The sequence below is a fragment of the Cytophaga aurantiaca DSM 3654 genome (assembly GCF_000379725.1).
Lineage (GTDB): Bacteria > Bacteroidota > Bacteroidia > Cytophagales > Cytophagaceae > Cytophaga > Cytophaga aurantiaca.
Genome location: NZ_KB903624.1, coordinates 73,154 through 98,981 on the forward strand (window position 1 = coordinate 73,154; position 25,828 = coordinate 98,981).

At 38.3% G+C, this 25,828-nt stretch carries 23 protein-coding genes; 13 read left to right on the forward strand and 10 right to left on the reverse strand.

The window, feature by feature from the left end; genetic code table 11:
- Window position 1: 1 nt before the first annotated feature.
- From rpsR to A3EE_RS0104620, 13 genes are all read left to right on the forward strand, one after another.
- Window positions 2–253, forward strand: coding sequence for a 30S ribosomal protein S18 (rpsR, locus tag A3EE_RS0104565; RefSeq protein WP_018342260.1), 252 nt, complete (start codon window positions 2–4; stop codon window positions 251–253).
- 18 nt (window positions 254–271) lie between these two features.
- On the forward strand, window positions 272–715 hold the full coding sequence (gene rplI / locus A3EE_RS0104570; RefSeq protein WP_018342261.1) for a 50S ribosomal protein L9: 444 nt from the start codon (window positions 272–274) through the stop codon (window positions 713–715).
- 273 nt (window positions 716–988) lie between these two features.
- Entirely contained in the window at window positions 989–1,954 is a 966-nt protein-coding gene (locus A3EE_RS0104575; RefSeq protein ID WP_018342262.1) for a GSCFA domain-containing protein, read from the forward strand.
- Window positions 1,955–1,958: 4 nt separating this feature from the next.
- Window positions 1,959–3,998 (forward strand): thioredoxin domain-containing protein, encoded by a 2,040-nt coding sequence (locus tag A3EE_RS0104580; protein ID WP_018342263.1) that lies wholly within the window; start codon window positions 1,959–1,961, stop codon window positions 3,996–3,998.
- A gap of 5 nt (window positions 3,999–4,003) precedes the next feature.
- Window positions 4,004–4,456: a leucine-rich repeat domain-containing protein gene (locus A3EE_RS20000; protein WP_018342264.1), complete on the forward strand. Its 453-nt coding sequence runs from the start codon at window positions 4,004–4,006 to the stop codon at window positions 4,454–4,456.
- Between the two features lie 17 nt (window positions 4,457–4,473).
- Window positions 4,474–6,963, forward strand: coding sequence for a replication restart helicase PriA (priA, locus tag A3EE_RS20005; protein WP_018342265.1), 2,490 nt, complete (start codon window positions 4,474–4,476; stop codon window positions 6,961–6,963).
- A gap of 5 nt (window positions 6,964–6,968) precedes the next feature.
- Window positions 6,969–7,604, forward strand: a complete 636-nt coding sequence (locus tag A3EE_RS0104595) for a hypothetical protein (RefSeq protein ID WP_018342266.1) — start codon at window positions 6,969–6,971, stop codon at window positions 7,602–7,604.
- 117 nt (window positions 7,605–7,721) lie between these two features.
- Window positions 7,722–8,048 carry a hypothetical protein gene (locus A3EE_RS0104600; RefSeq protein WP_018342267.1) on the forward strand — a complete coding sequence of 109 codons (327 nt, stop codon included), beginning with the start codon at window positions 7,722–7,724 and terminating at the stop codon, window positions 8,046–8,048.
- 231 nt (window positions 8,049–8,279) lie between these two features.
- Window positions 8,280–9,032 carry a proteasome-type protease gene (locus A3EE_RS0104605; protein WP_018342268.1) on the forward strand — a complete coding sequence of 251 codons (753 nt, stop codon included), beginning with the start codon at window positions 8,280–8,282 and terminating at the stop codon, window positions 9,030–9,032.
- Entirely contained in the window at window positions 9,029–9,877 is an 849-nt protein-coding gene (locus A3EE_RS0104610) for a transglutaminase-like domain-containing protein (protein WP_018342269.1), read from the forward strand. Before A3EE_RS0104605 ends, A3EE_RS0104610 begins: the two co-directional genes overlap by 4 nt.
- A gap of 122 nt (window positions 9,878–9,999) precedes the next feature.
- Complete coding sequence (nrtS, locus tag A3EE_RS22245) at window positions 10,000–10,191, forward strand: nitrate/nitrite transporter NrtS (RefSeq protein ID WP_083921242.1); 192 nt, start codon at window positions 10,000–10,002, stop codon at window positions 10,189–10,191.
- A complete protein-coding gene (locus A3EE_RS0104615) occupies window positions 10,188–10,643 on the forward strand; it encodes a DUF1569 domain-containing protein (protein WP_018342270.1) in 456 nt (151 codons plus the stop codon). Before nrtS ends, A3EE_RS0104615 begins: the two co-directional genes overlap by 4 nt.
- An 11-nt stretch (window positions 10,644–10,654) precedes the next feature.
- Complete coding sequence (locus A3EE_RS0104620) at window positions 10,655–11,047, forward strand: hypothetical protein (RefSeq protein WP_018342271.1); 393 nt, start codon at window positions 10,655–10,657, stop codon at window positions 11,045–11,047.
- Window positions 11,048–11,121: 74 nt separating this feature from the next.
- Here the strand turns inward: A3EE_RS0104620 and porN are convergent, their stop codons facing one another.
- The 10 genes from porN to A3EE_RS0104670 form a co-directional block, all read right to left on the reverse strand.
- Entirely contained in the window at window positions 11,122–11,934 is an 813-nt protein-coding gene (porN, locus tag A3EE_RS0104625; RefSeq protein ID WP_018342272.1) for a type IX secretion system ring subunit PorN/GldN, read from the reverse strand.
- A 430-nt stretch (window positions 11,935–12,364) separates the two neighbouring features.
- Window positions 12,365–15,136: a PrsW family glutamic-type intramembrane protease gene (locus tag A3EE_RS0104630; RefSeq protein WP_018342273.1), complete on the reverse strand. Its 2,772-nt coding sequence runs from the start codon at window positions 15,134–15,136 to the stop codon at window positions 12,365–12,367.
- Window positions 15,137–15,346: 210 nt separating this feature from the next.
- The gene (locus tag A3EE_RS0104635; protein WP_018342274.1) at window positions 15,347–17,239 is read right to left on the reverse strand and encodes an amidophosphoribosyltransferase; all 1,893 of its coding nucleotides are present in this window, start codon (window positions 17,237–17,239) and stop codon (window positions 15,347–15,349) included.
- Between the two features lie 12 nt (window positions 17,240–17,251).
- Window positions 17,252–18,730 (reverse strand): NADH-quinone oxidoreductase subunit N, encoded by a 1,479-nt coding sequence (locus A3EE_RS0104640; protein WP_018342275.1) that lies wholly within the window; start codon window positions 18,728–18,730, stop codon window positions 17,252–17,254.
- A 30-nt stretch (window positions 18,731–18,760) separates the two neighbouring features.
- The gene (locus tag A3EE_RS0104645; RefSeq protein ID WP_018342276.1) at window positions 18,761–20,455 is read right to left on the reverse strand and encodes a complex I subunit 4 family protein; all 1,695 of its coding nucleotides are present in this window, start codon (window positions 20,453–20,455) and stop codon (window positions 18,761–18,763) included.
- A gap of 15 nt (window positions 20,456–20,470) precedes the next feature.
- Complete coding sequence (locus tag A3EE_RS0104650) at window positions 20,471–22,525, reverse strand: NADH-quinone oxidoreductase subunit 5 family protein (protein WP_026209595.1); 2,055 nt, start codon at window positions 22,523–22,525, stop codon at window positions 20,471–20,473.
- A gap of 1 nt (window position 22,526) precedes the next feature.
- The gene (gene nuoK / locus A3EE_RS0104655) at window positions 22,527–22,832 is read right to left on the reverse strand and encodes an NADH-quinone oxidoreductase subunit NuoK (RefSeq protein ID WP_018342278.1); all 306 of its coding nucleotides are present in this window, start codon (window positions 22,830–22,832) and stop codon (window positions 22,527–22,529) included.
- Window positions 22,829–23,350 carry an NADH-quinone oxidoreductase subunit J family protein gene (locus A3EE_RS0104660; protein ID WP_018342279.1) on the reverse strand — a complete coding sequence of 174 codons (522 nt, stop codon included), beginning with the start codon at window positions 23,348–23,350 and terminating at the stop codon, window positions 22,829–22,831. The genes nuoK and A3EE_RS0104660 overlap by 4 nt, the downstream gene beginning before the upstream one ends.
- Window positions 23,347–24,516 (reverse strand): 4Fe-4S binding protein, encoded by a 1,170-nt coding sequence (locus A3EE_RS0104665; RefSeq protein ID WP_018342280.1) that lies wholly within the window; start codon window positions 24,514–24,516, stop codon window positions 23,347–23,349. The genes A3EE_RS0104660 and A3EE_RS0104665 overlap by 4 nt, the downstream gene beginning before the upstream one ends.
- On the reverse strand, window positions 24,517–25,614 hold the full coding sequence (locus tag A3EE_RS0104670) for a complex I subunit 1/NuoH family protein (RefSeq protein ID WP_018342281.1): 1,098 nt from the start codon (window positions 25,612–25,614) through the stop codon (window positions 24,517–24,519).
- Window positions 25,615–25,828 lie beyond the last annotated feature (214 nt).

Sequence of the window (25,828 nt, forward strand, 5' to 3'; positions counted from 1 at the left end):
TATGACACTTCAGAACGAATCAATCAACAGAGTCGAGAACAGAAAAAAATATTGCCGTTTCAAGAAAATGGGCATATTTTACATCGACTATAAAGATCCAAATTTCTTATTGAAATTTGTAAATGAGCAAGGTAAAATCTTACCACGTCGTCTTACAGGTACAAGCTTGAAATTTCAACGCAAAGTAGCTCAAGCGGTTAAACGTGCTCGTTTAATTGGTTTATTGCCATACGTAACAGATTCTTTAAAATAATCTAAAGGAGGTAAAATCATGGAAGTTATTTTAAAAGAAGACATCAAAGGATTAGGTTATAAGAATGACTTAGTTCAAGTAAAAGCTGGATACGGAAATAACTTCCTTATCCCACGCGGATACGCTATCAATGCTACTGATTCTGCTAAAAAAGTTGTTGCTGAAAACATTAAGCAAGCAGCTCACAAAGCAGAGAAATTGAAGAAAGACGCTGTTGCTACTTCAGAGAAAATCGCAGGTCTTGCACTTGAGATTGCTGCTAAAGTTGGTGATACAGGTAAAATCTTCGGTGCAGTTACATCTTTACAAATCTCTGATGCATTAGCTAAAAAAGGCATCAATGTAGATCGTAAGAAAATCGCTTTCAAAGGTGATGTTAAAGATGCTGGTGAGCACACTGCAGTAGTTGACTTACACAAAGAAGTGAAAGTTGAATTGAAATTTACAGTAGTAGCTGAGTAATTCTCGTCTACCATTAACATAAAGCCTCTTGTGTCTTGTACATAAGAGGCTTTTTTTATGCCTTCTTGCTAAATTCCAAATAACAAAAAACAAAATCCAAACTACTGCAAACAAGGATTTATATCTATATTTCATTTAAGGTTTAGTCTTTTCTATTCGTTTGGAATTTGTTTTTTGTTATTTAGAACTTAGATAATTAGAGAACAAAGCTGCAAAATTACGGCAGTAGCATCTTTATGAATAAGTTCGTACTTTGTAGTAAATACCAGCTGCATGCAAACCCGTACCGAAATATCTCCCGGCAAAGCTCCATTTACACTTGAACACAACCAAACGGTCGTGACAATAGGCTCTTGTTTTTCAGATATGATCGGAGCACGTCTGCAGTCATACAAGTTTGATGTTGCTGCCAATCCATTCGGTACAACCTTCAATCCTATTTCAATCTTTCAATTGCTTTCCATTTCAATTGACCAAAAATTCAACCCCTTCCCTGCTGCTTTAGGTGAAGTATGGTACGATCACCAATTTCATTCTGAAGTATCAGCATTGAGTTCCGCAGAATTACATGCCATCAGCAACGAACGGATCGCAGCCACAACAAAAACACTGGCTCGTGCATCTGTTTTAGTTATTACGCTTGGTACTGCATGGGTATATCGACATGTTGATACGAACACCATTGTAAACAACTGTCACAAACAAAGTGGTCGGTATTTCAAAAAAGAATTGCTTTCCGTAAAACACATCCTGGAAGACTTTGACGTGCTGTATTCAAAATTGAAAACATTCAATCCGAATATAAAGATCATCTTCACCGTTAGTCCCGTAAGGCATATTAAAGATACGCTGCAATTGAACAGCGTGAGTAAATCGATCCTCTTGTCTTCTGTGCATTACATCTGCGAGCAGCACAACGATTGTCATTACTTTCCTGCATACGAAATTCAGCTGGATGATCTGCGCGACTATAGATATTACGCGGAAGATCTCATCCATCCGAGTACGCAGGCTGAAAAATACATCTGGAACAAACTTGCGCAATGGCTTTTCTCTTCTGACTTACAAGAAGCATTAACGGAATGGGATCAGTTGCAAAAACTACTGCATCACAAAGCGTATCATCCGACCTCTGAAGCACATCAACAATTTATTATACAGGCTATCGATCGTTTCTCTCAGTTCCAATACTGGAACACCGCAGATGAAATTGCTTCGTTAAAAGCTCAACGCAACTAAGTTTATGAAATCTTCACACGCCCACACAAACCGTTTAGCAACAGAAAGTAGTCCGTATCTGTTACAGCATGCGCACAACCCGGTTGAATGGTTTCCCTGGGGTGAAGAAGCGTTGCAAAAAGCGAAGTCAGAAAATAAACCTATTCTTGTAAGTATTGGATACTCTGCCTGTCACTGGTGTCACGTGATGGAGCATGAATGTTTTGAAAAAGATGAAGTAGCAGTCCTCATGAATGCGCATTTCGTTAATATAAAAATAGATCGCGAAGAGCGCCCGGATCTGGATCAGATTTACATGGATGCAGTATCAGCAATGGGTTTACGCGGTGGCTGGCCATTAAATGTTTTTCTAACACCCGACACAAAACCGTTTTACGGCGGCACGTATTTCCCAAAAGACAATTGGCTGCATTTACTGGATCAGATTTCGAATGCATTCATACATCATAGAGAAGAGATCTATACATCTGCTGAAAACTTTGCTGCAGCGTTGAACCAAAGCGAAGTTGATAAATATGGATTAACAGATGAATCTCAGGCATTCACAATAGAAGAGCTGGATCGGGCATTTGACAACATCGCGAAGCAGTTTGATCAGAACATGGGCGGCATGAATAAGGTGCCGAAATTCCCGATGCCTTCTATATATCTATACCTCCTTCGTGATTATGCATTAACAAAACGTAAAGCATCCCTGGAGCATGTTGAACGAACGCTGGACAAGATGGCGATGGGCGGCATCTATGATACCATCGGCGGTGGCTTTGCACGTTATTCTACAGATGGAGAATGGTTTGCGCCACACTTTGAAAAGATGCTGTACGATAACGGACAGCTTCTTGCATTGTACAGTGAAGCCTATACGCTTACAAAAAAACCGTTGTACAAAGAAGTCATCGAAGATACCTACACGTGGCTTACACGGGAACTATTTTCAAAAGAAGGTGGCTTCTATTCCGCACTGGATGCGGATAGCGAAGGGATCGAAGGAAAATATTATTGCTGGCATTTCGAAGAACTTGTTGAGCTTATCCAGGAAGATTTTTCTTTGTTCTGTAATTATTATTCCATTACCGAAGTCGGCAATTGGGAACATGGAATGAATATTTTATACAAACGCACGGATGATACAGCGTTTGCAGCGAAATACAATTTGAGTGCAGACAAATTAAACGAATCTGTTTCTCGTTGGAAAAACATCTTATTCTCCGCACGTGATCCGCGCGAACATCCGGGTTTAGATGATAAGATCCTTGCATCCTGGAACGGCATTATGCTGAAAGGCTTGTGTGAAGCATACCGTGCACTAGGCGATGAAGCAATATTGAACACTGCATTGATGAACGCGGAGTTCATTGTTTCAAAAATGTACGATGGAAAAACACTTTTCCATTCTTACAAAAACAAACAAGCAACCATACCGGGTTTCTTAGAAGATTATACATTTGTTATTGAAGGATACCTTGCCTTATATGAAGTAAGCTTGGACGAACAGTGGCTGCGCCAGGCAATCAATCTGGTAAATCACGTGATCGATTATTTCTACGATGAAAGCGAAGGCTTATTCTTCTATACATCAAATCTCAGCGAAAAATTAATTGCCCGTAAAAAAGAAATATTCGACAATGTGATTCCCGCATCGAATTCTTCTCTGGCACGTAACTTGTATCACTTAGGTAAATTATTAAACAACGAAGACTGGATAGAGCACGGCCGCAAAACAGCATCCCGTTTTAAGAATGTATTCTTAACTGATCCATCGTATGTATCGAATTGGGGCTGTTTAATCACCAGCCTTATGTCTCCTACTGCCGAGATCGTTATCAGCGGGAAAGACAGCATTCAGATCCGAAAAGAAATTGACCGGTATTATTTTCCGAATAAAATTATCTGCGGCTCTGTATTGCCAAGTACCTTGCCTTTATTAAAAGACCGCAAACCAAAAGAGAATGAAACAAACATCTATTTGTGTTACAATAAAACCTGTCAATTGCCTACAACTTCCGTTACAGAGTTAATAGAACATTTAAACCGTATAAATTAAATCCTATGAAAAAGTTATTCTTCCTAACAGCACTTATTCTTTCAGGAATATTTTCCGTTCATACAGATGCGAAAGCACAAGCAGCCTATGATACACTTTGCGAATACAAAACGTATTATTCGTTAGAAGACGCTTTGAAAGATCCATTAAATGTACAGAAATTAGATCTCTCCATGCAGAAGCTTACTGTATTTCCTGACCAGATCTTACAATTGAAAAATCTTGTATGTCTGGATCTTTCTTTCAATAAAATACCTACGCTGCCTGCAACCTTTTCAACGTTAACAAACTTAAAAGTCTTAAACCTGATGGGCACACGCTACATGTCTAAGACGCCGCCTGTACTAACACAGATGCCAAACTTATTGGTTCTTGATCTAAGAGATCATCCGGAATGGCCTGCTGCAACCTTTGACGCTGCAGTAAAACTCTTGCCCAACGTTACCATTATTAAGTAATCTGCTTAGCCCTACAAATGTTCAATACCAATACCCTTGAAGAAGAATTATTTTGTGATGTGGTATTACCATTACCATTGCCACAATTTTTCACCTATAAAATACCGTCGCATTTAGTGGATGGACTTTATATTGGTTCAAGAATTATTGTACCCTTTGGACAGCGCAAATTTGTAACAGGCGTTGTACGAACTATACATAAAACTGCGCCTTCAAATTATCAGACAAAAGAATTGATGGATGTGTTGGATCTTGTTCCGACAATGAACAGCTATCAATTCACGTTTATGGACTGGATGGCTGAATATTATTTATGTTCGCATGGAGAAGTGCTGCAAGCAGCCTTGCCAAGCGGATTTAAATTGAGCAGCGAATCCATGATCCAGATCAATCCGGTTTTTAAAGAAGCAGATTTCGATCTTACAGAGAAGGAACGCAGGATCATTCAAGAGCTGCGTTCAACAACACTCAGCTACAAAGATGTTTCCAAACTGATCAATGTTGCGAACGTACAATTCATTTTAAAATTACTGATCCAGAAACAAGCGATTCTGTTGTTTGAAGAAGTAAAAGAAAAATACTCCCCGAAAATCATCAACCGTATCCGCTTAACGGATAGATATACTTCCAAAGAATCGCTTTCCGAACTTGTCAATACACTTGATAAAAAACCGAAGCAGCAGGAAGTTGTGATGCGCTATTTACAGCAGGTACCTGTTATACAACACGCCGGAAGCAATATTCTTGGTGTAGAAAAAACTTTTTTTGCTGCATCCGAAATCTCTACATCTTCTCTTCAAACATTAATCAAAAATGAAGTCTTTGAAGAGTTTGAAGAAATTGTTTCCAGGCTCTCCTACCGTCCGGATGAAAAAAAGCAACAGGTAGAACTTTCTGCGGATCAGCAAGCAGCCAAAGAATCCATCCTGCAGCAGTTCGATTCCAAAGACAGCGTATTGCTTCATGGCATTACAGGCAGTGGTAAAACGGAGATCTACATAGACCTTATCAAACGCAGTATTGAAAACGGTTCTCAGGCTTTACTACTACTTCCTGAAATTGCATTAACCACACAGATCGTAAATCGTCTTGAAGAATATTTCGGAGATCGGATGGGTGTATATCATTCCCGTTTTTCAGACAATGAACGTGTCGAAGTATGGAAAGGCTTGCAGGAAGGCCGTTACGATTTTATTGTAGGTGTACGGTCTGCCGTTTTTCTTCCCTTCACACATTTAGGTCTATTGATCATAGACGAAGAACATGAAGCTTCTTATAAGCAGCAGGATCCTGCACCACGGTACAATGGACGTGATGCAGCATTAATGCTGGCGCGCATACACAATGCAAAAACATTATTGGGTTCTGCAACGCCAAGCATTGAAAGTAGAGATGCTGCCTTAAAAAACAGATGGGGTTACGTTTCTTTGATGAAACGCTATGGAGATGTGGCATTGCCGGAAATAGCCTTTGCAGATATGCGCAAGGAACGCAAAAACAAAACCATACAGCAGGGATTTTCTTTAGCCTTATTAAATGAAATAAAAGAAACCATTGCCAATAAAAAGCAGGTGATCATCTTTCAGAACAGAAGGGGTTATGCGCCGATGCTGGAATGCGAAGACTGCGGCAATATTCCCATGTGCAACAGCTGTTCGGTAAGTCTTACCTACCATCAGTTCAATCACGAATTGCGTTGCCATTACTGCGGCTTCACACGAAAGGTTCCGCAAAAATGTGACAGCTGCAGTTCGCATCGATTAAAGACCGTAGGTTCCGGAACAGAGCGTATTGAAGATGAATTGCAATTACTCTTACCGGATGCACGTATCCGCAGAATGGATCTGGATACCACACGTAAGAAAAATAGTTTCGCTGAATTAATAACAGCTTTCAGTCAGCATGAAATTGATATCCTGATCGGTACTCAAATGGTGACGAAAGGATTAGACTTTGCCAATGTTGAACTTGTTGGTGTATACGATGCAGACAGAATGCTGTATTTTCCTGACTTCAGAGCCATTGAACGCACCTTTCAGATGATTGTACAGGTAAGCGGCAGAGCAGGCCGTAAAAGCGGTAAAGGCAAAGTGATTATACAAACATCACAGCCGGAACATCCTGTATTCGCATTTATACAAAAGAATGATTACGATAACTTCTTTACACGGGAAGTATATGAACGGGAAATGTTTCTATACCCTCCGTTTAATAGAATCATACACATCTCTGTATTGCACCTGGATAAAAAAGAAGCTATGAGATGTGCGCAGTCCCTTTCTATCAAATTAAAAGAAGCATTGGGAAGCAAGCGCGTACTTGGACCTCAGGCACCTTTAATTGATCGGTTAAGAAATTATTATCATTTCGAACTTTTTGTTAAATTAGAAAAAGATATAAAAGGATTGCAATCCGTAAAAAATAAAATTGCATCCATTGTCTCAAGTGAACATGGCTTACATATGGGCAATAAAGGCCGTATGATTGTTAATGTAGATCCAATATAACCAACATGAAACACAAATTAATTCTATTCATATTCCTGATTGCTTCCATTACTGCCTGTACCTCTAACGATTCAGATGGTACACTTGCGATCGATTCAACTCAAATTAACAAAGCAGATACGATTGCGCCTCCTGCAGTGGATACAACACCTGTGGCTGTTAAATCAACAAAATTAAGTTATACTACTGAAGACAAAACGAATTTACTTTTGTTTGAAAAATTCTCTTTAGGCATCAGCTATGAAGAACTAAAAGAAAAAATCCCTTCTGTAAAGCCACTCCATGCGGAAGACTTCAACGAGCAATTGGGAGCCAAAGGTCTGCAGGAATCTATTCAGGACATCACCTTTTTATCTTATAAAGGTAAATTGGAATTCAATTTCAAAAATGATGTATTAATTCGTTATAGTATTGTGTTTAACGAATCCAACGAAAAAAAGGGAACGAACCTATACAATCAGCTCCTCGACTATTACAGCAATGAACTGGGTACATATCAGCCTGTTAATATAGAAGAAGACAATTATTACACGCAAATAAATATGTGGTATCTAAACCCCGATTATTTATTAGCCGTATACAACCTAAACACTGGTAATCTTACCATAGCTGCACAAAGCAATAAACCAGGCCAACCATAAAAACCGAATTTTTCTTTTAAAGAATAATTTTATTATATTAATATAAAGGCTTTCAAAGCTTCGTCATTTTAATACAAATAAATATTTTAAGAGTAATTATTTTAACAACAAATCGGTATGGAAAAGGAAAAACTGTCTCCTGAAAAAAGAGTTCGTTGGTTAACTAAAGTATACTTTGGCGTATTGGATAGCCCGGTTCACGATGTGAATCCGTTTGAAGAAATCCCGCCGTTTTTAGATGCTACAGTAGGTCAGCTGGCATGGAAAATAGGTTCTGAAACAATTGAAGAATCTAAATCTACATTTTGCAAGCATTTAACCCGTGTACTAGCTTTGTATGATTTTCATATTCCGGAAGAAGAAATTATGGCTTGCATCAACAACGACAAAATGAAAAACAGAGATGTTGTTGCACAATTCGCCTCTGTAGGTAAGTTTCAATAGATATTAAATACATTCATCTCCATCCGCATATATTATAAATTAATATATGCGGATTTTTATTTATAATAGCCTCAAGCAATTATTTTAAATTTTCAGACATCCATTTAACCTACTGGAACAGGTTCCCATTGAAGAATAATATAAATGAATTCCATTTTTTTGTAATACTCGTAGAGAAGGTTCTTTATAAATTACTTCTTAATTTATTTATATCGTTTCTACGTACGCATTATGACATACTGTCTAGCTATTAAAGTAAAAGATGGTTTAGTGGCAATCTCAGATACATGTATTACTGCAGGTTCCAATATATCAACCAAGAAAAAAGTACATATTGAACAATATGAAAACCATTCGATGTTTATTATGACTAGCGGATTACGTTCTGTGAGAGATAAAGCAATAAACTATTTTCAGGAATTAACAGAAACAAATAAAGGTTATAACAAGCTATATAAAGCTGTCAATTCATTTGGCGAACAAATCAAGCGTGTAGCTTTAGAAGACAAGGCATTTTTATTAAACTCAGGACTTAAATTCAATTTGAATACAATTATTGGCGGGCAATTTAAAGATGATGAAACGCAAAAGTTATTTCTTATTTATTCTGAAGGAAATTGGGTTGAATTGGATGAAGGTTCACCTTATGTAATTATCGGAAATTCAGGACAAGGCAAAGCAATACTCAACCGGATTTTAAATGCGGATACCTCAATGAAACAGGCATTGAAAGCTGGATTTCTTTCTTTTGATTCAACACGCGTAAGTTCCAATAATGTAGACTTTCCAATTGATGTTGTGCTCTACAAAAAAGATTCTTTTCAAATGTTTGAAAAGAGATATGAACAAAAAGAACTCGCTGCAATATCAGAACTGTGGGCAGAAAAATTAAAAACAGCCTTAGATGAAATCCCCGAAACATGGATTGATTCTACCTTTGACACATTACAAGAAAAATTAGATTCTAACAACAGCAAGCAATGAAATTCAAGATTCACAGCGACATTTCTTACAAAGTAAGTCTGCCAACAACATTTATATTTAATGTACATGCATTGCGTACAGCAAGTCAACAAATTATTGAGGAGTCGTTAATTGTTACCCCACCCATCACAATAGAAGAATTTTCATATAATTCCGATACAAGTAGATTTGTTCGTTTGAAGGCAGATGAACAAACGTCCTTCACTATATCCTACACAGCCACGGTTGATACAAACTATAAGGTTATTGAGCAGGGCCACGAATTACAAACCGTTCCGGTAGTTGAATTAGATGGGGACATCATTCCATTCCTTTTTCCAAGCCGTTACTGTCAATCAGATAAACTTCAAAAACTTGCTTACAAAGAATTCGGCAAAATTGAGAATGTCTATTCTAAAGTACTTGCCATTACAGACTGGATCTACAACAATGTAGCATATGTTAGCGGCAGCACAGATTCGCAAACATCTGCTATTGATACACTAATAGAACGTGCTGGAGTTTGTCGTGATTTTGCTCATTTAGGTATCGCTTTATGCAGAGCATTATCCATCCCTGCACGATATTTTACGGGTTATGCATTCAAATTAAATCCACCGGATTTTCATGCATGTTTTGAAGCATACATCGGAGGCAACTGGATCATCTTTGATGCAACTAGATTAGTTCCATTGAATGGATTGGTAAAAATAGCTACAGGTCGGGATGCTGCAGATGCGGCCGTTTGCAGCATCTTTGGAAATGCAGTTAGTACCCAAATTAATGTTGAATGTATTGCACTGGAAAACAATTTTGAGCCATTCTGGTATGATAAAAATTCATTAAAAGGGCTTTCCTTTCAATAAAACTCATTTAAATAACCAACTCACAACAGCCTATACTGTCTTAATAATACAGACCAAATATTAAAAACCTATACAATACCTTCTTTATATTTATTAAATTGAATAGAAAGAAGGTTTTGTATATGTCAAATAATATTAAAAGAGCTTTGCTGGTAGCTTTGGTCGTTGGAAGTTTGCTAAACTTAATTAATAGTTACGACGTATTTTTAGAATCGAATTTCACTGCAAGGAATATTTTGAGAATTATTTTGACCTACATCACTCCTTTTTGCGTTTCACTTTATTCATCCGTTCAAGCTGCTAAAAAATCATGATTGAAATACATAACCGTGAATTCCTTTTAAATTCCTTAAATACATTAACAAATAACTCTGTTGCTTCGTTTGGAAAAATGTCTGCACAGCACATGATCGAACATTTATTGTTAACGGTTCAAATCTCTTCCAATAAAATCCCACACCCTTGTTCGTTCAGAGAAGAAAAAGCAAACGCATTTAAACAGGCTCTGATATACTCACCTGCTGAAATGCCGAATGGATTCAGATCTCCCATCTTAACAGAAGAACTGCCGGCATTGACATATGCTGATATTAAATCAGTATTGACAGAGCTCGAAAAGGAATTAATTTATTTCGAAGAATTCTTTCAAAAAAATCCAACTATAAAAACAACGAACCCTTCATTAGGCGACTTGAATTATACTGAATGGATTATTTTTCACAACAAACATTTCACGCATCATTTTAAACAATTTAATTTGATCTAAAGAATACAGCTATGGATACATGGAACACAGACAGGATATATAATTGGTTTGGTTTAGCACTAGCAAATGAATCACCAGATCGAAAATTTTATTATGACTCCAGCGACAATATCTTTTTTGATGTCATAGAAATTAAGAATCATTACTCCATTCGTAATAAAGAAACAGTTTCTGCTCAAGACACTGTATTATTGTTTTTAAAAATTGAAAAATTAGAAAACAACGATGCTTCGCTCATCGAAATAAAAAAGTCAAGAAAAACATTACGTCATTTATTCGACCAAACTACTTCTTATGAAAACTATATGAAAAGAGAAGAGGAATGGAATTTTGTAAACGATGAAATAAAAATATTTCTGCAACAACATTCCATTGATTTTATAAAATCAAGATTGATCGAATAGTGTAAACATTAGGACGTAGAATACAATAGGAGTTCCCATCCTATGTACTCTACGCCTCTTCTACCCTTCACTCGTCAGAATTCCCAAAGATTGTGTTCGTATTCCATTAACTTTTCAGCAGACCAGTTTGATGCCATGCGGCCTTTCTGTTCATCTGAATACATATCTGATAAATACAGATCCTGCGGATTTGAAACTTTTATAATGTACGCGCTGAATAAACGCAGATCAAATGCATCAGCCAGATTTTTATTTTCGTGGTCATTCTCTACATTATACCAGATCGCTTTGGGATTGTCTTTAAATAAATTTTCAGCCAATTCTTTATAACTGAATGAAGCAACAACGGTTTGTATACCTCTTGTATTCAAAAGATGATCCGCAGGTATATAGATTGTTATGGTTTGAATATCGTATACCCATTTGGATTGCTGTTTATCAAACAACACATTTTCTTTTATCTCCATTTGATATAGATCACGTGCCATGTATTTTTCTGATTCAAACATCTTCTTTACATCTCTCCAGTTTTCTCCATACTCCAGAAACAGATCAACCGTATCAGTAGGTAGCGAGGCCAATGCAGGAGATTGCATCTTTTTATAAAAATCGCTTACCGACACTTGTGTATTCAGCGAATCGTTTGTGTATGCTTTAATTTGGCCATCGATAACACCATTTATAATCAATGCTGTAATTTCATTATTTCTGGAAAATAAAGGTTCATTTTGCTTCTCACGAAGATCTAAGGCACGCGTCACTGTTTTTTGATACATCACATCAGATGTATGAACCGGCCTTACAGATAATGGATTATACCCATCTTGCGCATATCCGGAAAAAATGATACTCAGAGTACCTGCTGCAATCAAAATCGTTCTTTTCATGGCTATAAAGTTTAGTGGTTCTTTATAGAATAATGAAAAGGATACAAAAAGATACAGGGTAAATAAAAATATTTTCAGATCAACTAATAAATAGTATTGTTTTCTTATTCTATTTATTAAAAATTAGTTCAATTGAAAATTATTTTCAGCACGACCCCAGCGGAGTCGCATATTTATAGCAATCATATAACAGATAATTTTTATGCACAATACCGAAGGTATTCTATAAATATATGATCCCTACTGGGGTCATAACCTAACATCTAATGCGATGCATCCCTTGCAAATTATATTCAAGTGCCTGCGATTATTACTCTAATAAACTAGAATTAATAAAAATAGATTTTATATAAATATTAACGCGAGTCAGAGACTCTTATTCATTATTCATCCGTAGAGCGATTCGCTAACTCTACGGATAGAGACTTTACTACTCGACTGCTGATTGTGTGGAATCTTCAGCAGCTCCTACCCTGCACCATTGATTCAAATAATCAATTGCTTTCGGGTCACCGTACGAATGTGCCGTTTCGATGTCAGTACATGCATCGTTCGGCTTATTGAGGTAATGATTGCATAAACCACGCTTCAAAAGTGCCTGTGCATAAAAATCTTTTGATTCAATAAGTTTGGTGTAATACGTATAAGCTTCACTATATAATTTCTGACTGAAGTATAAATCTGCCATTTTTAAATACGCATATTTACTTATATGACTTTTATCAGACAGAAATAAATTCATGCTCTCAATTGCTTCAGTACCATTTCCTGTGTTTTCATACGCCGAACTTTGATACCAGTACAAGCTATCAAATTTCACAGGGTGCTTTTCGCATTCCTTAAATGATACAATCGATTGAAGCAACAACGGATTTGATTTATTAGTCATGCCGATTTTATATTCGCACAATCCTTTTATGGCATAATAATCCGGAGCAATGTATCTCGGCACATCGTTTACCTGATTTAGATAAACCAATGCCTGGGGATAGAAACCTCCATCCATACGGATCTTCGCAAATAGTATACGTGCCTCGTAGTTGTCTTCATTAAAATATACAGCAGACTTGCAATGTACACTGGATGTATAAATATCCAGATTTTCCAGACTGCGTTCTGCACCTCTATAATAATCAATGGATGTGGTATAATCCATAAATGTTTTAAACGTAAAGATGAACAGGAAAAATGCAACGATCAATGCTGTCGCCCACTTCCAGTTTGAATTCAACGACTTGAAAATCGATTCCTTTTCTGCAGCGGTTTCCATCAAACTATAATCCAAGCGGATCATATTCGATTGATCATTTACCTTTCCATCTTCTCTAAGATCAAATGTATTCGTTCCATACAATAACTTAACATGAATCCGATGTGCTTCTGATGTCTTGGCAGCAAAGCAAGCCAGTACTTCATAGATCGGTGCATTATTATAGGATATAGGTGTATCCAGTTTAATGGCATAATTTTCTGCTGTTCCATCATACGACTCCAAACGAACAATCTTTCCATACAACGGATATATATCTTTGTGTGTGCTCTTGTTCGAAGCCAGCAATACGGTTTCATTTCCAACATTCCGTTGCGAGTAAAAATTAGACACAAGCATATCTCGCATGCGCACCCAATGTTTGTTGCATAAAACAATACGTGCAAAATTGCTTGAATATAAAACAACAATTGCTGTATAAGCCAGCAAACTTGAAAGCAAGCTATCGTTTGCATGAGGTGATCCAAAACGAATTGCTTCCAATACAAATTCAAATACAAGAATTATTCCCAAGCCGGCAACCAATATAAATGCATTTGCTCCGGAAGCATAGTTCACACGTGCATCAAAAAATGGCGATTGATTTAATGCAGAATTGTAAAACATCTTTAAAGCAAAAAAGGATACGATGACCATGCCAAAAGAAAATATATAAAACATGGACGAAACAGATTGACTGAAAAATACATCATACATTCCATGTGCAGTTATGGATACTGCAATACCTATAAAAATGTGCTTCAGATTTTTCAATAATTTTGTTTGAATATATCCATACCAAATTACGGTAGAACAAAATATATGCATCACAACAGACAATACTCCCCGATCATGAATGATGCTGTAACTTTGATTTCCATAATAGCGATCGAAATACATGATATTTTCCATACCTGCAAATCCCAATGCACTAATGGTTGCAAGCACTAAATAATCAACCGGCTCTTTAATTCTTTTAGAAAATACCAACACACATATAAGAACCGGCAAAGCCTTCGTCGTTTCTTCAATCAAACCAACTCCGAAAATATAATACAATACATTTGCCCAAAAACCTCCGTCATCAGAAATCTGGAATCCATAATGCAGGATATCATACAGGATGACACAAAAAGGTGTAACAATACATGAAAGCCCAAATACAATGAAATACAATATGTAATCTCTTTTAGCAAACAGCTTAAAGCGCGTATAATAATAGCCCCATAAAAGTGCGATCAAAGCTGCTGCTACAAGCAAATCCCAGGTTACATTTAGCTTCAGTACATAGGTAATGTATGTCAGTACAGGACCATTGGAAAAATATTCATTGCGCAAAATATAGTCCGGACAATTCTTTACGAAAAGCGGTTCAGACATCAGTTTATGTATTCCTTCAAAATTTCCGGTTGCAAAAAAAACTTCTGCTAAACCTTTATAGGCTGAACTTCGATTTCCGTTTTTATAACTTAATTCTTTTTCAAAGGAAACAATCGAATTTGCCAGATCGCCTTGATAGGCCTGCGCCCAACCTAATTCACAGAAATAATACGGTTTATCGGTCACTGTAATTTCCTGCAATTCTTCCAGCATCAATTTGTAATCTTTCTTTTCTTTATAGATCAAGGCATGCCCAAAGCGGCCGGCATTTTTATAATTGGGATAGGAATTCGGAACAAGATCTATAAAATAATTTTCAGGTGTAAGATCATCTCTGAAATACAAGCCACCCAGAATATTTTGATACGCAGGTTTGCTGTAGTGTTTCTGCATGATCAGATAGAGATAGGCATACGACAGTGTGTCTGCGTTTTTAAAAGGCTTAGGTGTTTCCCAGGAAGGCTTAACCAATTTTTCATGCGTATGAAATAAAGGCACCGGAAGTATTTTATTTACCAGTAAAACAATCCAGATAAGTATGATGACAAACGCGATGTAAAAATATTTAAGCATAAAAGAATTTTAATTGTATGATTTAAATGGTTAACCAATATAAGTAAAGAAATAATTTAAAACGAATAGCAAACAACTTCTCTCCTTAGAGTTAGCGAAGCGCTCTAAGGAGCTACAAATGAAATAGAGTCTCAGACTCGTTTTATTTACAAAAAAAAGAGCCTTGAATTGCTTCAAGACTCTTTTCTATACTATACATCTAAACACTTCTTAATACGCTCTTACGGTCTTGCCTTCCATGTAATACATGAATGCTTTATTTACAACACGGTTACCGCCTGTTGTCGGATAATCACCTGTAAAGTACCAGTCACCAATGTGGTTCGGACACGCTCTGTGTAATCCTTCAATTGTCTGGAAGATCACTTCGATCTCTGCATTACAACCTTTTGGTGTAATGATCTCAGCGATCTTTTTACTCACCTGCTCATACGGGAACTGCAGATACAATTCCTTCACATGGTTCACCATGTTACCGCTTAAGTTCGCAATCGCAGATCTGCATTTTTCATTTACATTTTCCAACAGATTTTCCTGCTTCGTTTCTTTCAACAAGGCAAGCATAGCACGGAATGCAACGAAGTCTTTAACTTTCGACATATCAATACCATAGCAATCCGGGAAACGTATCTGAGGTGCAGAAGAAACAATAATAATTTTCTTCGGGCCTAATTTATCCAGCATTTTTAAAATACCGTTCTCTAAGGTTGTGCCACGCACGATCGAATCGTCTATGATCACAAGATTATCGATTCCTCTTCTTACAACACCATGTGTGGTATCGTACAAGTTTGCAACAAATGATTGACGCACATCATCCGATGTAATGAAGGAACGAAGCTTCGCATCCTTAATAACCATCTTCTCTATACGCGGACGCAGTGATAATACTTTATCCAATTCCTCTCCTGTAATTCCTTCTGAAATTACTTTCTTACGGTAACGCGACAGATATTCTTCCATCCCTTCAACCATACCTAAGAAGCTGGTCTCAGCGGTATTCGGAACATAAGAAAATACCGTGTTTTCTATATCGTAATCGATTGCTTCAAGAATTTGTGGAGTAAGAATTTTACCAAGCTGCTTACGCTCCTGATAAATCTGAGGATCTGAACCTCTTGAAAAATAAATACGTTCGAAGCTACAAGATTTTTTAGGAAGCTGATCAATGAATTGTTTCTCTTCGTAGTTTCCTTCACGATCAATGATCAATGCAAAACCTGGCTGTACTTCTTTAATATCATCGTAGCTGATCTTCTCCATCGCACTTTTGATGGCTTGTCTTTCTGACGCTACAATTACAATTTCATCATCTGCATAATAAAATGCCGGACGGATACCTGCCGGATCGCGCGCTACGAAAGCTGCACCGTGACCTGCAATACCCATCATTGCATAACCACCGTCAAAGTCTTTACACGAACGCATCAATACGCGTTGCAGATCAAGATCATTTTCAATGATGGTTGATACCTGAGAATTTGAAAACTTGTCTTTATGTTTTTCGAATAAGAATTGGTTCTCTTCATCCAAGAAGTGACCAATCTTTTCCAATACCGTTACAGTATCTACTTTTTCTTTCGGATGCTGTCCAAGTTCAATTAATTTATTGAACAACTCATCTACGTTTGTCATGTTGAAGTTACCGGCAACAACCATGCTGCGGCTTCTCCAGTTATTCTGACGTAAGAATGGGTGACAGTTTTCTATATCGTTATTACCATGCGTACCGTAACGTAAGTGGCCCATTAAAACTTCACCTGTAAAGGCAACGTTTTCTAACAACCACTGAGCGTCGTTAATTTTATCTTTATTATCACGAATGGCTTTTCTGAATTTCTTATTTACTTTCTCAAAAATTTCAGCGATGGGTTGCTGATCTACGGAGCGGTAGCGGCTGATGTAGCGGGTACCTTGGGGAACATCTAATTTGATTACTGCAATACCGGCACCGTCCTGGCCCCTGTTGTATTGCTTTTCCATCAATGTATACAACTTATTGATGCCGTAATATGGTGTGCCGTATTTTTCGACGTAGTGTGCAAAAGGTTTTCGCAACCTGATGAGTGCTATACCACATTCGTGCTTGATCGCATCGCTCATAGATGATAGATTTTAAATGTATACAACTATAACTTTTAGTAAATCCATTAACCAATCGGGGGTAAAGAACAATGCAACCACCGGAAGTATACTTAAACTTACGAAAACAAGAGAACTTTTGTGTTTGGATGTAAGTATTACTGTGTTTTCAAATTCCTTGAAAAACAAGGAATAAGGAACCTTCATGTAATAGAAAACAGAGGCAACTGTTCCTGCGACCGCTACACCGATAACTCCCAACAGAATCGGGGAATGAATGGTTTCATAATGTTGCCAAACTGACGTAAAAACGAAAATTTTAGCAAAGAAACCAGCTGTTGGAGGTAAACCGATCAGGGTTGCCATCACTATAACAAAGATAAGACTCATAACAGGTTCCTTCTTACCTAAACCGTTAAAGTTATTCACAGCATCTCCCTTACTGATATTCTCAAAATAGTCCAATACAAACAAGGCTGCCGGCACACTGAAAAGGTAGACAATCAAATAGAAAAACAGCGCCTGTTGACTCAAATCGCCACCTCCAAGGAGTGCCATACCTATAAAACCTCCCTGAGCGATAGAGGAATAAGCCATTAATCGGCGGGCATTGCTTTGCATTAAAGCAGAGAAGTTTCCTACTAAAAGACTGAATCCGATAATCGTGGCCAATAATAAGCTGTACGATTGCATGCCTTCAAAAATTGCAGATAGTCGCATTAAAAAGATAAATGCTGCAATTTTCGGGATCGTTGACAGAATATTTAATACACCCCAGCCCGAACCTTCATAGGTATCCGGTGTCCAGGGATGGAATGGAAACAGGGAAGTTTTGAAAAACAACGCCGCCAGAACAAGTCCCAAAACAATCCATTTTGAAAATACCGGAACCGATGCAAATACCATGATCCAGCGTGGTGAGAATAGATCCATACCGGCTGTCAGGCCATAGATCAATGAAATACCAAAGAGCATTACGCCCGTTGCAAAGGCGCCATACAGCAGATATTTGATTCCGGCCTCAGTACTTTTTTTATCGAAACGAGATGCAACCAATATATAGGAAGGAACAGAGATCAGTTCCAACGAAAGAAAGACAACAAATAAATTAAGTGCCGCTACTAAAAAGAAACAGCCCATCAGTATAGCTAATAAAAGAATGTATGTTTCTCCCCTTTCGCGCAGCCACAAAGACGATGGAGATAGTTGAATAAAGACCAGTGCAAGTATTCCGCTTATGATCAATAAAATTTTACTGAACAAAATCGTTGGATTCTGTAACAGCATGTGATCCATAAACTCAACGTTGGGTATTGAGCCGCGATCAAATAATTGATTCAGTAAATACAAACCACCTGCTGCAAAACTTATGAAAGCTGTTGCTGCAAAGTAGGTATTCTTACGTGTAGCCTGAAACATATCCAGAAACAGAACCAGCAGCAATGACCCTAACAGCAATGCCTCCGGAACAAGGAACTGTAAACTTTCACGAATGTGTTCTAAAATATTCACTGATATATGCTCTTTAAAATGCAGTTCGTTTTATTTCATATTGATAAAAAAACTCGTCCATGCTTCCATAGACGGTCCGATTTTATTCAATAAGATCGCAGGAAATAATCCGAATAAAATAATCAATCCGGACAAGGAATAAAGCAATGCTTTTTCTGAAACCGTCAGATCTTTTAATGTATTTCGATCAATGCTCATATGCGTTGAAAACTTACCGAAGAACATGCGTTGTAATGTCCATAAATAATATGATGCAGACAACAATAAACCTAATGTTGCTACAAGAGGCATCCATACAGGAATTGCAGCTGTATCGATTGCTCCCTTAAAGGCACCGATAAAGATCAGAATCTCAGCAATGAAGCCGGACATACCCGGCAATCCCAAAGATGCAAAGAAGGCAATGGTAACGATTACGGAATACGCTGGCATTTTAGAAATCAAGCCTCTGTAGTTTGGAATCATACGATCGTGTGTGCGATCATACAATACACCCACGAGTAAAAATAATAATGCAGAGATCAATCCGTGACTGAACATCTGATATACCGCGCCGGTAATGCCTTCTGTTTTTGCAGCTGCTAACCCCAATACTACAAAGCCCATGTGTGATACCGATGAATAAGCAATCATCTTTTTAAGATCGGTTTGTATCAAGGCAACAAAGGCTGCATACAATATGGTAGTGACTCCGATCAAGCCGATCCACCATGAGGCGTCGCCGGCTTCCTGAGGAAACAAAGGCCAAGCAATACGGATCAAACCGTAGCCACCAATTTTAAGCAGGATGCCTGCAAGTACTACGGAGACTGCCGTTGGAGCTTCTACGTGCGCGTCGGGTAACCAGGTATGAAATGGAAAGGCCGGCAATTTAATTAAGAAGCCAACCAGCAATGCAATGAAACACCAGGTACGAATGGAGTAACCGAACACGGTCAATGTATTGTGTTCACCTAATAAACCATTCGGGAAATAATTTACCGGGTTGCTCAGCTGAATGAGATCTAACGAATGTATGATCGATGGATTGTTTATTAATTCGCCTGAATGTATTCCTTCCTGAATGTGTTGAATGGTTACCCCAGCATTGGATGATACATACTCCATCATTTCAGCCGGATTGTACGTGCTGATAAATAAGACGATGAATACAATTAAAATTAAGATTGAACCGAGTAAGGTATATAAGAAGAATTTGATCGAAGCATATTCTCTGCGCACACCACCCCAGATCCCTATCAGGAAGAACATCGGTAACAGCATAAATTCAAAGAATAAAAAGAACAGAAATAAGTCCAATGCTAAGAAACAACCCGGAATTGAAATACATAAAAGTAAATACAGTGCATGATATCCTTTCGCTTGCTTCGTAATGTTCCATGAAGCACAAGCTCCTGCAAACAATACAATTGCACTTAATAAGATCATCGACAAACTCAATCCATCTATACCTAAAAAATAATTCACCGATAGAATTCCTAAGTTCCCTAAGGATAATTGAAACCAATTGGCTTTTTCCATATACACAAGTGAATCATAACTATGGAACTGAAAATATTCCGGTTTGAATGCCGTAAATAAATAGATGCTTAGTGCCAATTGCAATGCTGTTACAAGTACTGAAACCCAGCGGTAACTGCGGTGATCATCGCCCTGTATAAACAACAGACCCAATACACCCAACAGGGGTAAAAAGATCAGTATGGATAAAATATGTGTTGCCATAAAATGTGTATGCAATTACAGATACCAGCCCAACCAGAGCAGCATCAATGCAAAAGCTATTAATGTGAAATAGAAATATCCCTGAATGTTTCCTTTCAAATACGAACGGAAGAATGAACCAATATATCGAATGAAGCCAGCTACAAAATGCACCAGTCCGTCAATTACCCAGCGGTCAAATACATCCGCCAGTTGAGCGACAACAATAAAGAAATAGGCCTTGGCATGAATCGCCCGATTGATAAAATCATCGGTTGCCATACACATATTCGAAATCATAAATACCGGTTGAACAAAAAGAAATGTAATTCCTTTTTCAATAAAGTAATTGTTTGCAAACACACGAGTTAATGTAAGACGTGTATCTACAAATGCATCAATCGTTTTATATTTCTGTACTGCAATTGCTATAGCGCCCAATGTAAATAGCGAAGCAACAATCGGAATGAATATATGAAACTCGTGATGAGTCCCTGAAACAAAAGCGTCCTTCATCCACCAGCCTGTTTGCGCATGCAGCGGATTGAGTGAAAAGAAAAACCAAAAACTCATTGCCCCTAACAGGATCAGAGGAATATTGATCAGCCATTCGGATTCAACAATGTGATCGAAATATTTTTTGTACGATGCATCTGTTTTTAACAATCTGAATTCTCCGAAGAAAATCAAGATCATTTGTCGCGTCATGTAGAAGGCTGTAAGTCCAACGGTAGTAAAGGCTACAGCAACGATCAACCAGGACCAGCTTCCTGAAACGACTGCACGATCATATAAGGCACCCAATATTGCGTCTTTTGAAAGAAAACCTGAGAAGAATGGCAAACCGATCAATGCGGCATATGAAACACTGTATGCAGCAAACGTGATCGGCATCTTCTTTCTGAAGCCTCCCATCAAACGCATATCCAGTGCATCCAGTTCTTTATACTGTCCATGATCGAACTGATGACTCTGCATGTGGTGCATGGCATGGATCACAGCACCAACGGATAAGAATAAACACGCTTTAAAGAAGGCATGCGTTGCTAAGTGAAAGAAAGCAGCATCGTCTGCTCCTACTCCAACAGCCATCATCATATAACCTAATTGTGAAACCGTAGAAAATGCCAGTACCTTTTTGCTATCGAACGTGCGTATTGCCTGTAGTGCTGCTAACAATGCTGTAACACATCCAAAGATCGTGATCAAGTTCGGGACCCAATCAATTAAAAGGAAGGATGTTTTTAATAATAAGAACACACCGGCAGCCACCATAGTAGCCGCATGCAGCAATGCAGATACAGGCGTCGGACCAGCCATCGCATCTGGTAACCATACATACAAGGGGAATTGAGCAGACTTTCCTACAGTAGCAAACCAGATTGCCAAGCCAGCAAATATAGGTACTGCAAGTACTGCTTGATATGTAACAGATAGATTTACGAGTTCTTTAAGAATAGAAATTTCTGTTGTGCCATACATCGCATATAAGATCATGATTGCGATCACAAATGCAAGATCCGCAAACTTGTTATAGAGAAATGCTTTTTTAGCAGCAGCTGCAGATGTGTCTTTTTCGTACCAGAAACCAATCAGTAAGAACGAAGCCAAACCTACGAGTTCCCAGAAAATAAATGTGATCAATAAATTATCACTTAAAATAATACCCAGCATGGAAGAGACAAACAGCGCCAGATAAGGAAAGTACTTCGAATGATTTCTGCGTTCCTTCATGTATTGAACCGAATACAGATGCACCATAAAAGAAACAAACGTTGCAATTACCATCATGGTCGTGCTGTAATTATTCAACAGCATGCTGGTGGTAAATTTGATCGTTCCTATTTCAAACCAGATCCAACGCGAGAGGTGTTCGCCTTTAATACTGATGTGCAAATAGACCGACAATACGAACATCACACCCATCACGCCCGTTGCCAGCCACGAACGGATCGATGCTAAAATATGCTTACCTGTAAAGAATAAAAGAATGAAGGTAATAATCGGCATGAAAAAAATTGTCAACGCCAACATAGAAATACTATCTGCAGGTATTAAAGGAACTTCGATATGTGGAATAAGTCCGCTCAATCTATTTTTCTTTTAAATGAGTAATCTCGTTCAGATCAATGGTATTTAATTTCTTAAACAGAACGATAACAATAGCCAATGCAACAACCGACTCCGCAGCAGCAACCGTTATAATCAGCATACTGAATAATTGTCCGTTAAGATCCGGATCCAATTGTCCGAATGCCACAAGATTAATATTTGCGGCATTGAAGATCAATTCAATCCCCATCAGTACATATAAAATATTACGACGCGTGAATACAATCGCTGAGCCTATGCTGAACAATAAAATAGAAACGATGATATAATAATCTACAGGGATCATGCTTCCGTTTTTGATTTATCCAATACTTTTGATGCAATCCAACCAGCACCAACCAATACAACCAATAAGAAGACAGCTACGACTTCGAAAATCAGAATTTTGCTGGTGATCCAATATTGTCCAGCAGCACGTGTAATACCTGCTTTATCAGATGGCACTTTAGATAAGGTTGGATAGTTGAATGACAAATCCGATAATAAGAATAATAATCCTGCAGCAATTACAACTACCGTAACAATAGAAAGCAACACATGTTTCTTTTCAAAATACGATTCCGGATCGCGGTAGGTATACAAAACACCAAACAATAATAAGATCAATACACCTCCAACATATACAACAAGCTGTACAACTGCCAACAGATCTGAACCAGCCAATACAAACAATGCAGCTACACCCAACAAGGTTGACATTAATGCAATGGCTGCATACACCACGTTACGTGTAAACAAGATTACTAATGCTGAAGAAAGCAATTGTATGGAGAAGAAAAGAAAAACGACCTCAATTAGTTTCATGCGTTTGGCTCTCCTCCTTCCTCAGGCTTTTTAGGAATGATCGGTTTCATGATTGGCTTCATGATCGGTTTTGGTTTAGCTGCATGTTTTACTTCTGCTTCCGGTGCAACTGTATTCTCTGTCGAAGGAGTTTCAGTTTGTGGAGCGGTTACATCTCTTGCAATTTCAGGTGAAGGAGCTTTAGGAATAACCGGCTTCATCACAGGTTTCATTACCGGCTTCGGTTTCGGCACTGCTGCTTCTGTTGAAGTCACTGCTGTTTCATCCGTTGGTTTTACTTCTACCTTTGTTTCCGAAACAGCTTCACTTTCTTTCGGCGCTTCCGTTACAGGTTTCTTCGCAGGTATTACAACCTTTGGTTTGAAAACTGGTTTTGGTGCAGCCGGTTTTTCTGCTGTTGGTTCTGCAGATGCTTCTTCCGTTTTCGCTGAAGTAATTTCTGCTGCTGTTTTATTTTCCGATGCAGCATCTGTCTCCGGTTTCTTCACCGCCGGTATTGCTACCTTAGGTTTGAACGCAGGCTTCGGTGCTGTTGATGAAATTTCTGTTTTCTCTGTTGCCTCTGTAGATACCGGTTTTGCAGCAGCAGCTTTTTTCGCTTTCTCTTCTGCAGTCAGTCTCTCCATTTCTTCTTTCTTCAATACACCTTCAGCCGGACTTAATTCCGCAAAGTGGTATACCATGTTGCTTACATTGTATTCACTGAAGTCGTACGTCTTGGTCATGGTTAAACATTCGGTCGGACAAACCGTCGTACACAAACCACAGAAGCAGCATTTCGCCATGTCAATGTCGAATGTTGCTGCATAAATACGTTTCGTACTGCCGTCGGATGTTTTACCGATTTCAACAGGAGATTTTATCGGTTCAATGTCGATGCAATTTACGGGGCAAACTTTTGCACACAGATCACATACAATGCAATCGTCTACTTCGTTGTGCAAACGATAGCGACCGTTATCCGGCACCGGAATAGATTCGTGCGGATATAAGTTTGTTACAATACCATCTTTGTGCATGAAGTAACTCGCATCCATCACGCCTACCTGTGGCTTACGCTTCACACCTATAGACACAAAAAAATGTTTGAGGGTTAGACGCAATCCTATTAGCATCGATTTAATCGATACAATGAATAAGTCAATATTTGAAATATGTCTAGCCATTTAAAGTTTCATCCACACTACCCACAGTCCGCTTACGATAACTAGGAACAGCGAAAGCGGTAATAATATCTTCCAACATAAATTCATCAACTGATCAACGCGCAAACGCGGATAGGTCCAGCGCATTACCAATTGCAAAAACACAATCGTAATTCCTTTTGAGATTAACCAGAACAATCCCCATACATATCCTGCTGTAGTGCCTGGTGCTCCGCTCGTCCATTCGGCCAAGCGTAAACTACCAATGTTTGGCAAAGCGGTGTTCCAACTTCCAAAGAATAATACCACACCCAAGAAAGCTACTAACAACATCATCGCATATTCTGCTAAGAATAATATTGCGAAACGAAAACCTGTATACTCGGTATGAAAACCGGAAACCAATTCAGACTCTCCTTCCGGAATATCGAATGGTGCACGATTGCATTCGGCTAATGAAGCGATGAAGAATACAACATAAGCAATTAACAAGAACGGATACTTGAATGCATTCCAGCTAACAAAACCTCCGATTTCATTTACATCAATTCCCCAGGAAGTAACGCCAAACAACGCTGTGTTCAACTGCTGTGTATTCACAAAATAAATTCCCTGCTGAAAACTGATCTGCTGCAGATCCAATGTCTGACAGATCAGGACAACTGCAAGTATGCTTAGTGTTAATGGAATTTCGTAGGAGATCACTTGTGCAATGGCACGGAACGCACCCAGGATTGAGAACTTATTGTTGGATGCCCAGCCTGCTAAGAAAATTCCGATGACATCTAAGGAAACAATGGTGATCATAAAGAACACACCCACATCTGCGCTTGAACCGATGAGATCCGGTGCAAACGGTAATGTTGCAAAACCTGCAAAGATGGCTGTGAAAATAAGTACGGGAGCTAAGCGGAATAAAAAACGATTGGCACCGGTTGCAATGATGTCTTCTTTTTGAAGCAGTTTTAATAAATCGGCAATGGTTTGCAGCATACCATACGGACCGGTTTCCATTGGCCCCAAACGGTCTTGAATAAATGCTGCTACTTTTCGTTCTGCCCAAACAACAAATACGGCGTACAAAAGAATCAGCGTCAATACAAATAGTACTACAAACATGCTACGAATTTAAGAACAAAAGCGGGGATTGCCTAAGGAATAAGGGCATTTTATGCACATTATAGCCTAAAGCGGAAGGCCTAAAGCTAAAGGCTGTGCACGTATTTCAAGTTGCCAATATTTGAAGCACTCCTAATACCAAAATTGAGGTATGGAATGTATTGAAATGGGTGTAAAAGATGGAATATTATTTCAGAATTTGAGAGGAAGGCAG

Excerpts from the sequence above, each read along its gene's own strand:
- A3EE_RS0104660 (WP_018342279.1), bottom strand. The coding sequence starts at position 23,350 with ATGAAACTAATTGAGGTCGTTTTTCTTTTCTTCTCCATACAATTGCTT.
- A3EE_RS0104595 (WP_018342266.1), top strand. The coding sequence starts at position 6,969 with ATGAAACACAAATTAATTCTATTCATATTCCTGATTGCTTCCATTACT.
- A3EE_RS0104635 (WP_018342274.1), bottom strand. The coding sequence starts at position 17,239 with ATGAGCGATGCGATCAAGCACGAATGTGGTATAGCACTCATCAGGTTG.
- priA (WP_018342265.1), top strand. The coding sequence starts at position 4,474 with ATGTTCAATACCAATACCCTTGAAGAAGAATTATTTTGTGATGTGGTA.
- A3EE_RS0104620 (WP_018342271.1), top strand. The coding sequence starts at position 10,655 with ATGGATACATGGAACACAGACAGGATATATAATTGGTTTGGTTTAGCA.
- A3EE_RS0104610 (WP_018342269.1), top strand. The coding sequence starts at position 9,029 with ATGAAATTCAAGATTCACAGCGACATTTCTTACAAAGTAAGTCTGCCA.
- A3EE_RS0104665 (WP_018342280.1), bottom strand. The coding sequence starts at position 24,516 with ATGGCTAGACATATTTCAAATATTGACTTATTCATTGTATCGATTAAA.
- rpsR (WP_018342260.1), top strand. The coding sequence starts at position 2 with ATGACACTTCAGAACGAATCAATCAACAGAGTCGAGAACAGAAAAAAA.
- A3EE_RS0104580 (WP_018342263.1), top strand. The coding sequence starts at position 1,959 with ATGAAATCTTCACACGCCCACACAAACCGTTTAGCAACAGAAAGTAGT.
- rplI (WP_018342261.1), top strand. The coding sequence starts at position 272 with ATGGAAGTTATTTTAAAAGAAGACATCAAAGGATTAGGTTATAAGAAT.
- A3EE_RS0104615 (WP_018342270.1), top strand. The coding sequence starts at position 10,188 with ATGATTGAAATACATAACCGTGAATTCCTTTTAAATTCCTTAAATACA.
- A3EE_RS0104670 (WP_018342281.1), bottom strand. The coding sequence starts at position 25,614 with ATGTTTGTAGTACTATTTGTATTGACGCTGATTCTTTTGTACGCCGTA.
- porN (WP_018342272.1), bottom strand. The coding sequence starts at position 11,934 with ATGAAAAGAACGATTTTGATTGCAGCAGGTACTCTGAGTATCATTTTT.
- A3EE_RS0104605 (WP_018342268.1), top strand. The coding sequence starts at position 8,280 with ATGACATACTGTCTAGCTATTAAAGTAAAAGATGGTTTAGTGGCAATC.
- A3EE_RS0104575 (WP_018342262.1), top strand. The coding sequence starts at position 989 with ATGCAAACCCGTACCGAAATATCTCCCGGCAAAGCTCCATTTACACTT.
- nrtS (WP_083921242.1), top strand. The coding sequence starts at position 10,000 with ATGTCAAATAATATTAAAAGAGCTTTGCTGGTAGCTTTGGTCGTTGGA.
- A3EE_RS20000 (WP_018342264.1), top strand. The coding sequence starts at position 4,004 with ATGAAAAAGTTATTCTTCCTAACAGCACTTATTCTTTCAGGAATATTT.
- A3EE_RS0104645 (WP_018342276.1), bottom strand. The coding sequence starts at position 20,455 with ATGGCAACACATATTTTATCCATACTGATCTTTTTACCCCTGTTGGGT.
- A3EE_RS0104630 (WP_018342273.1), bottom strand. The coding sequence starts at position 15,136 with ATGCTTAAATATTTTTACATCGCGTTTGTCATCATACTTATCTGGATT.
- nuoK (WP_018342278.1), bottom strand. The coding sequence starts at position 22,832 with ATGATCCCTGTAGATTATTATATCATCGTTTCTATTTTATTGTTCAGC.
- A3EE_RS0104600 (WP_018342267.1), top strand. The coding sequence starts at position 7,722 with ATGGAAAAGGAAAAACTGTCTCCTGAAAAAAGAGTTCGTTGGTTAACT.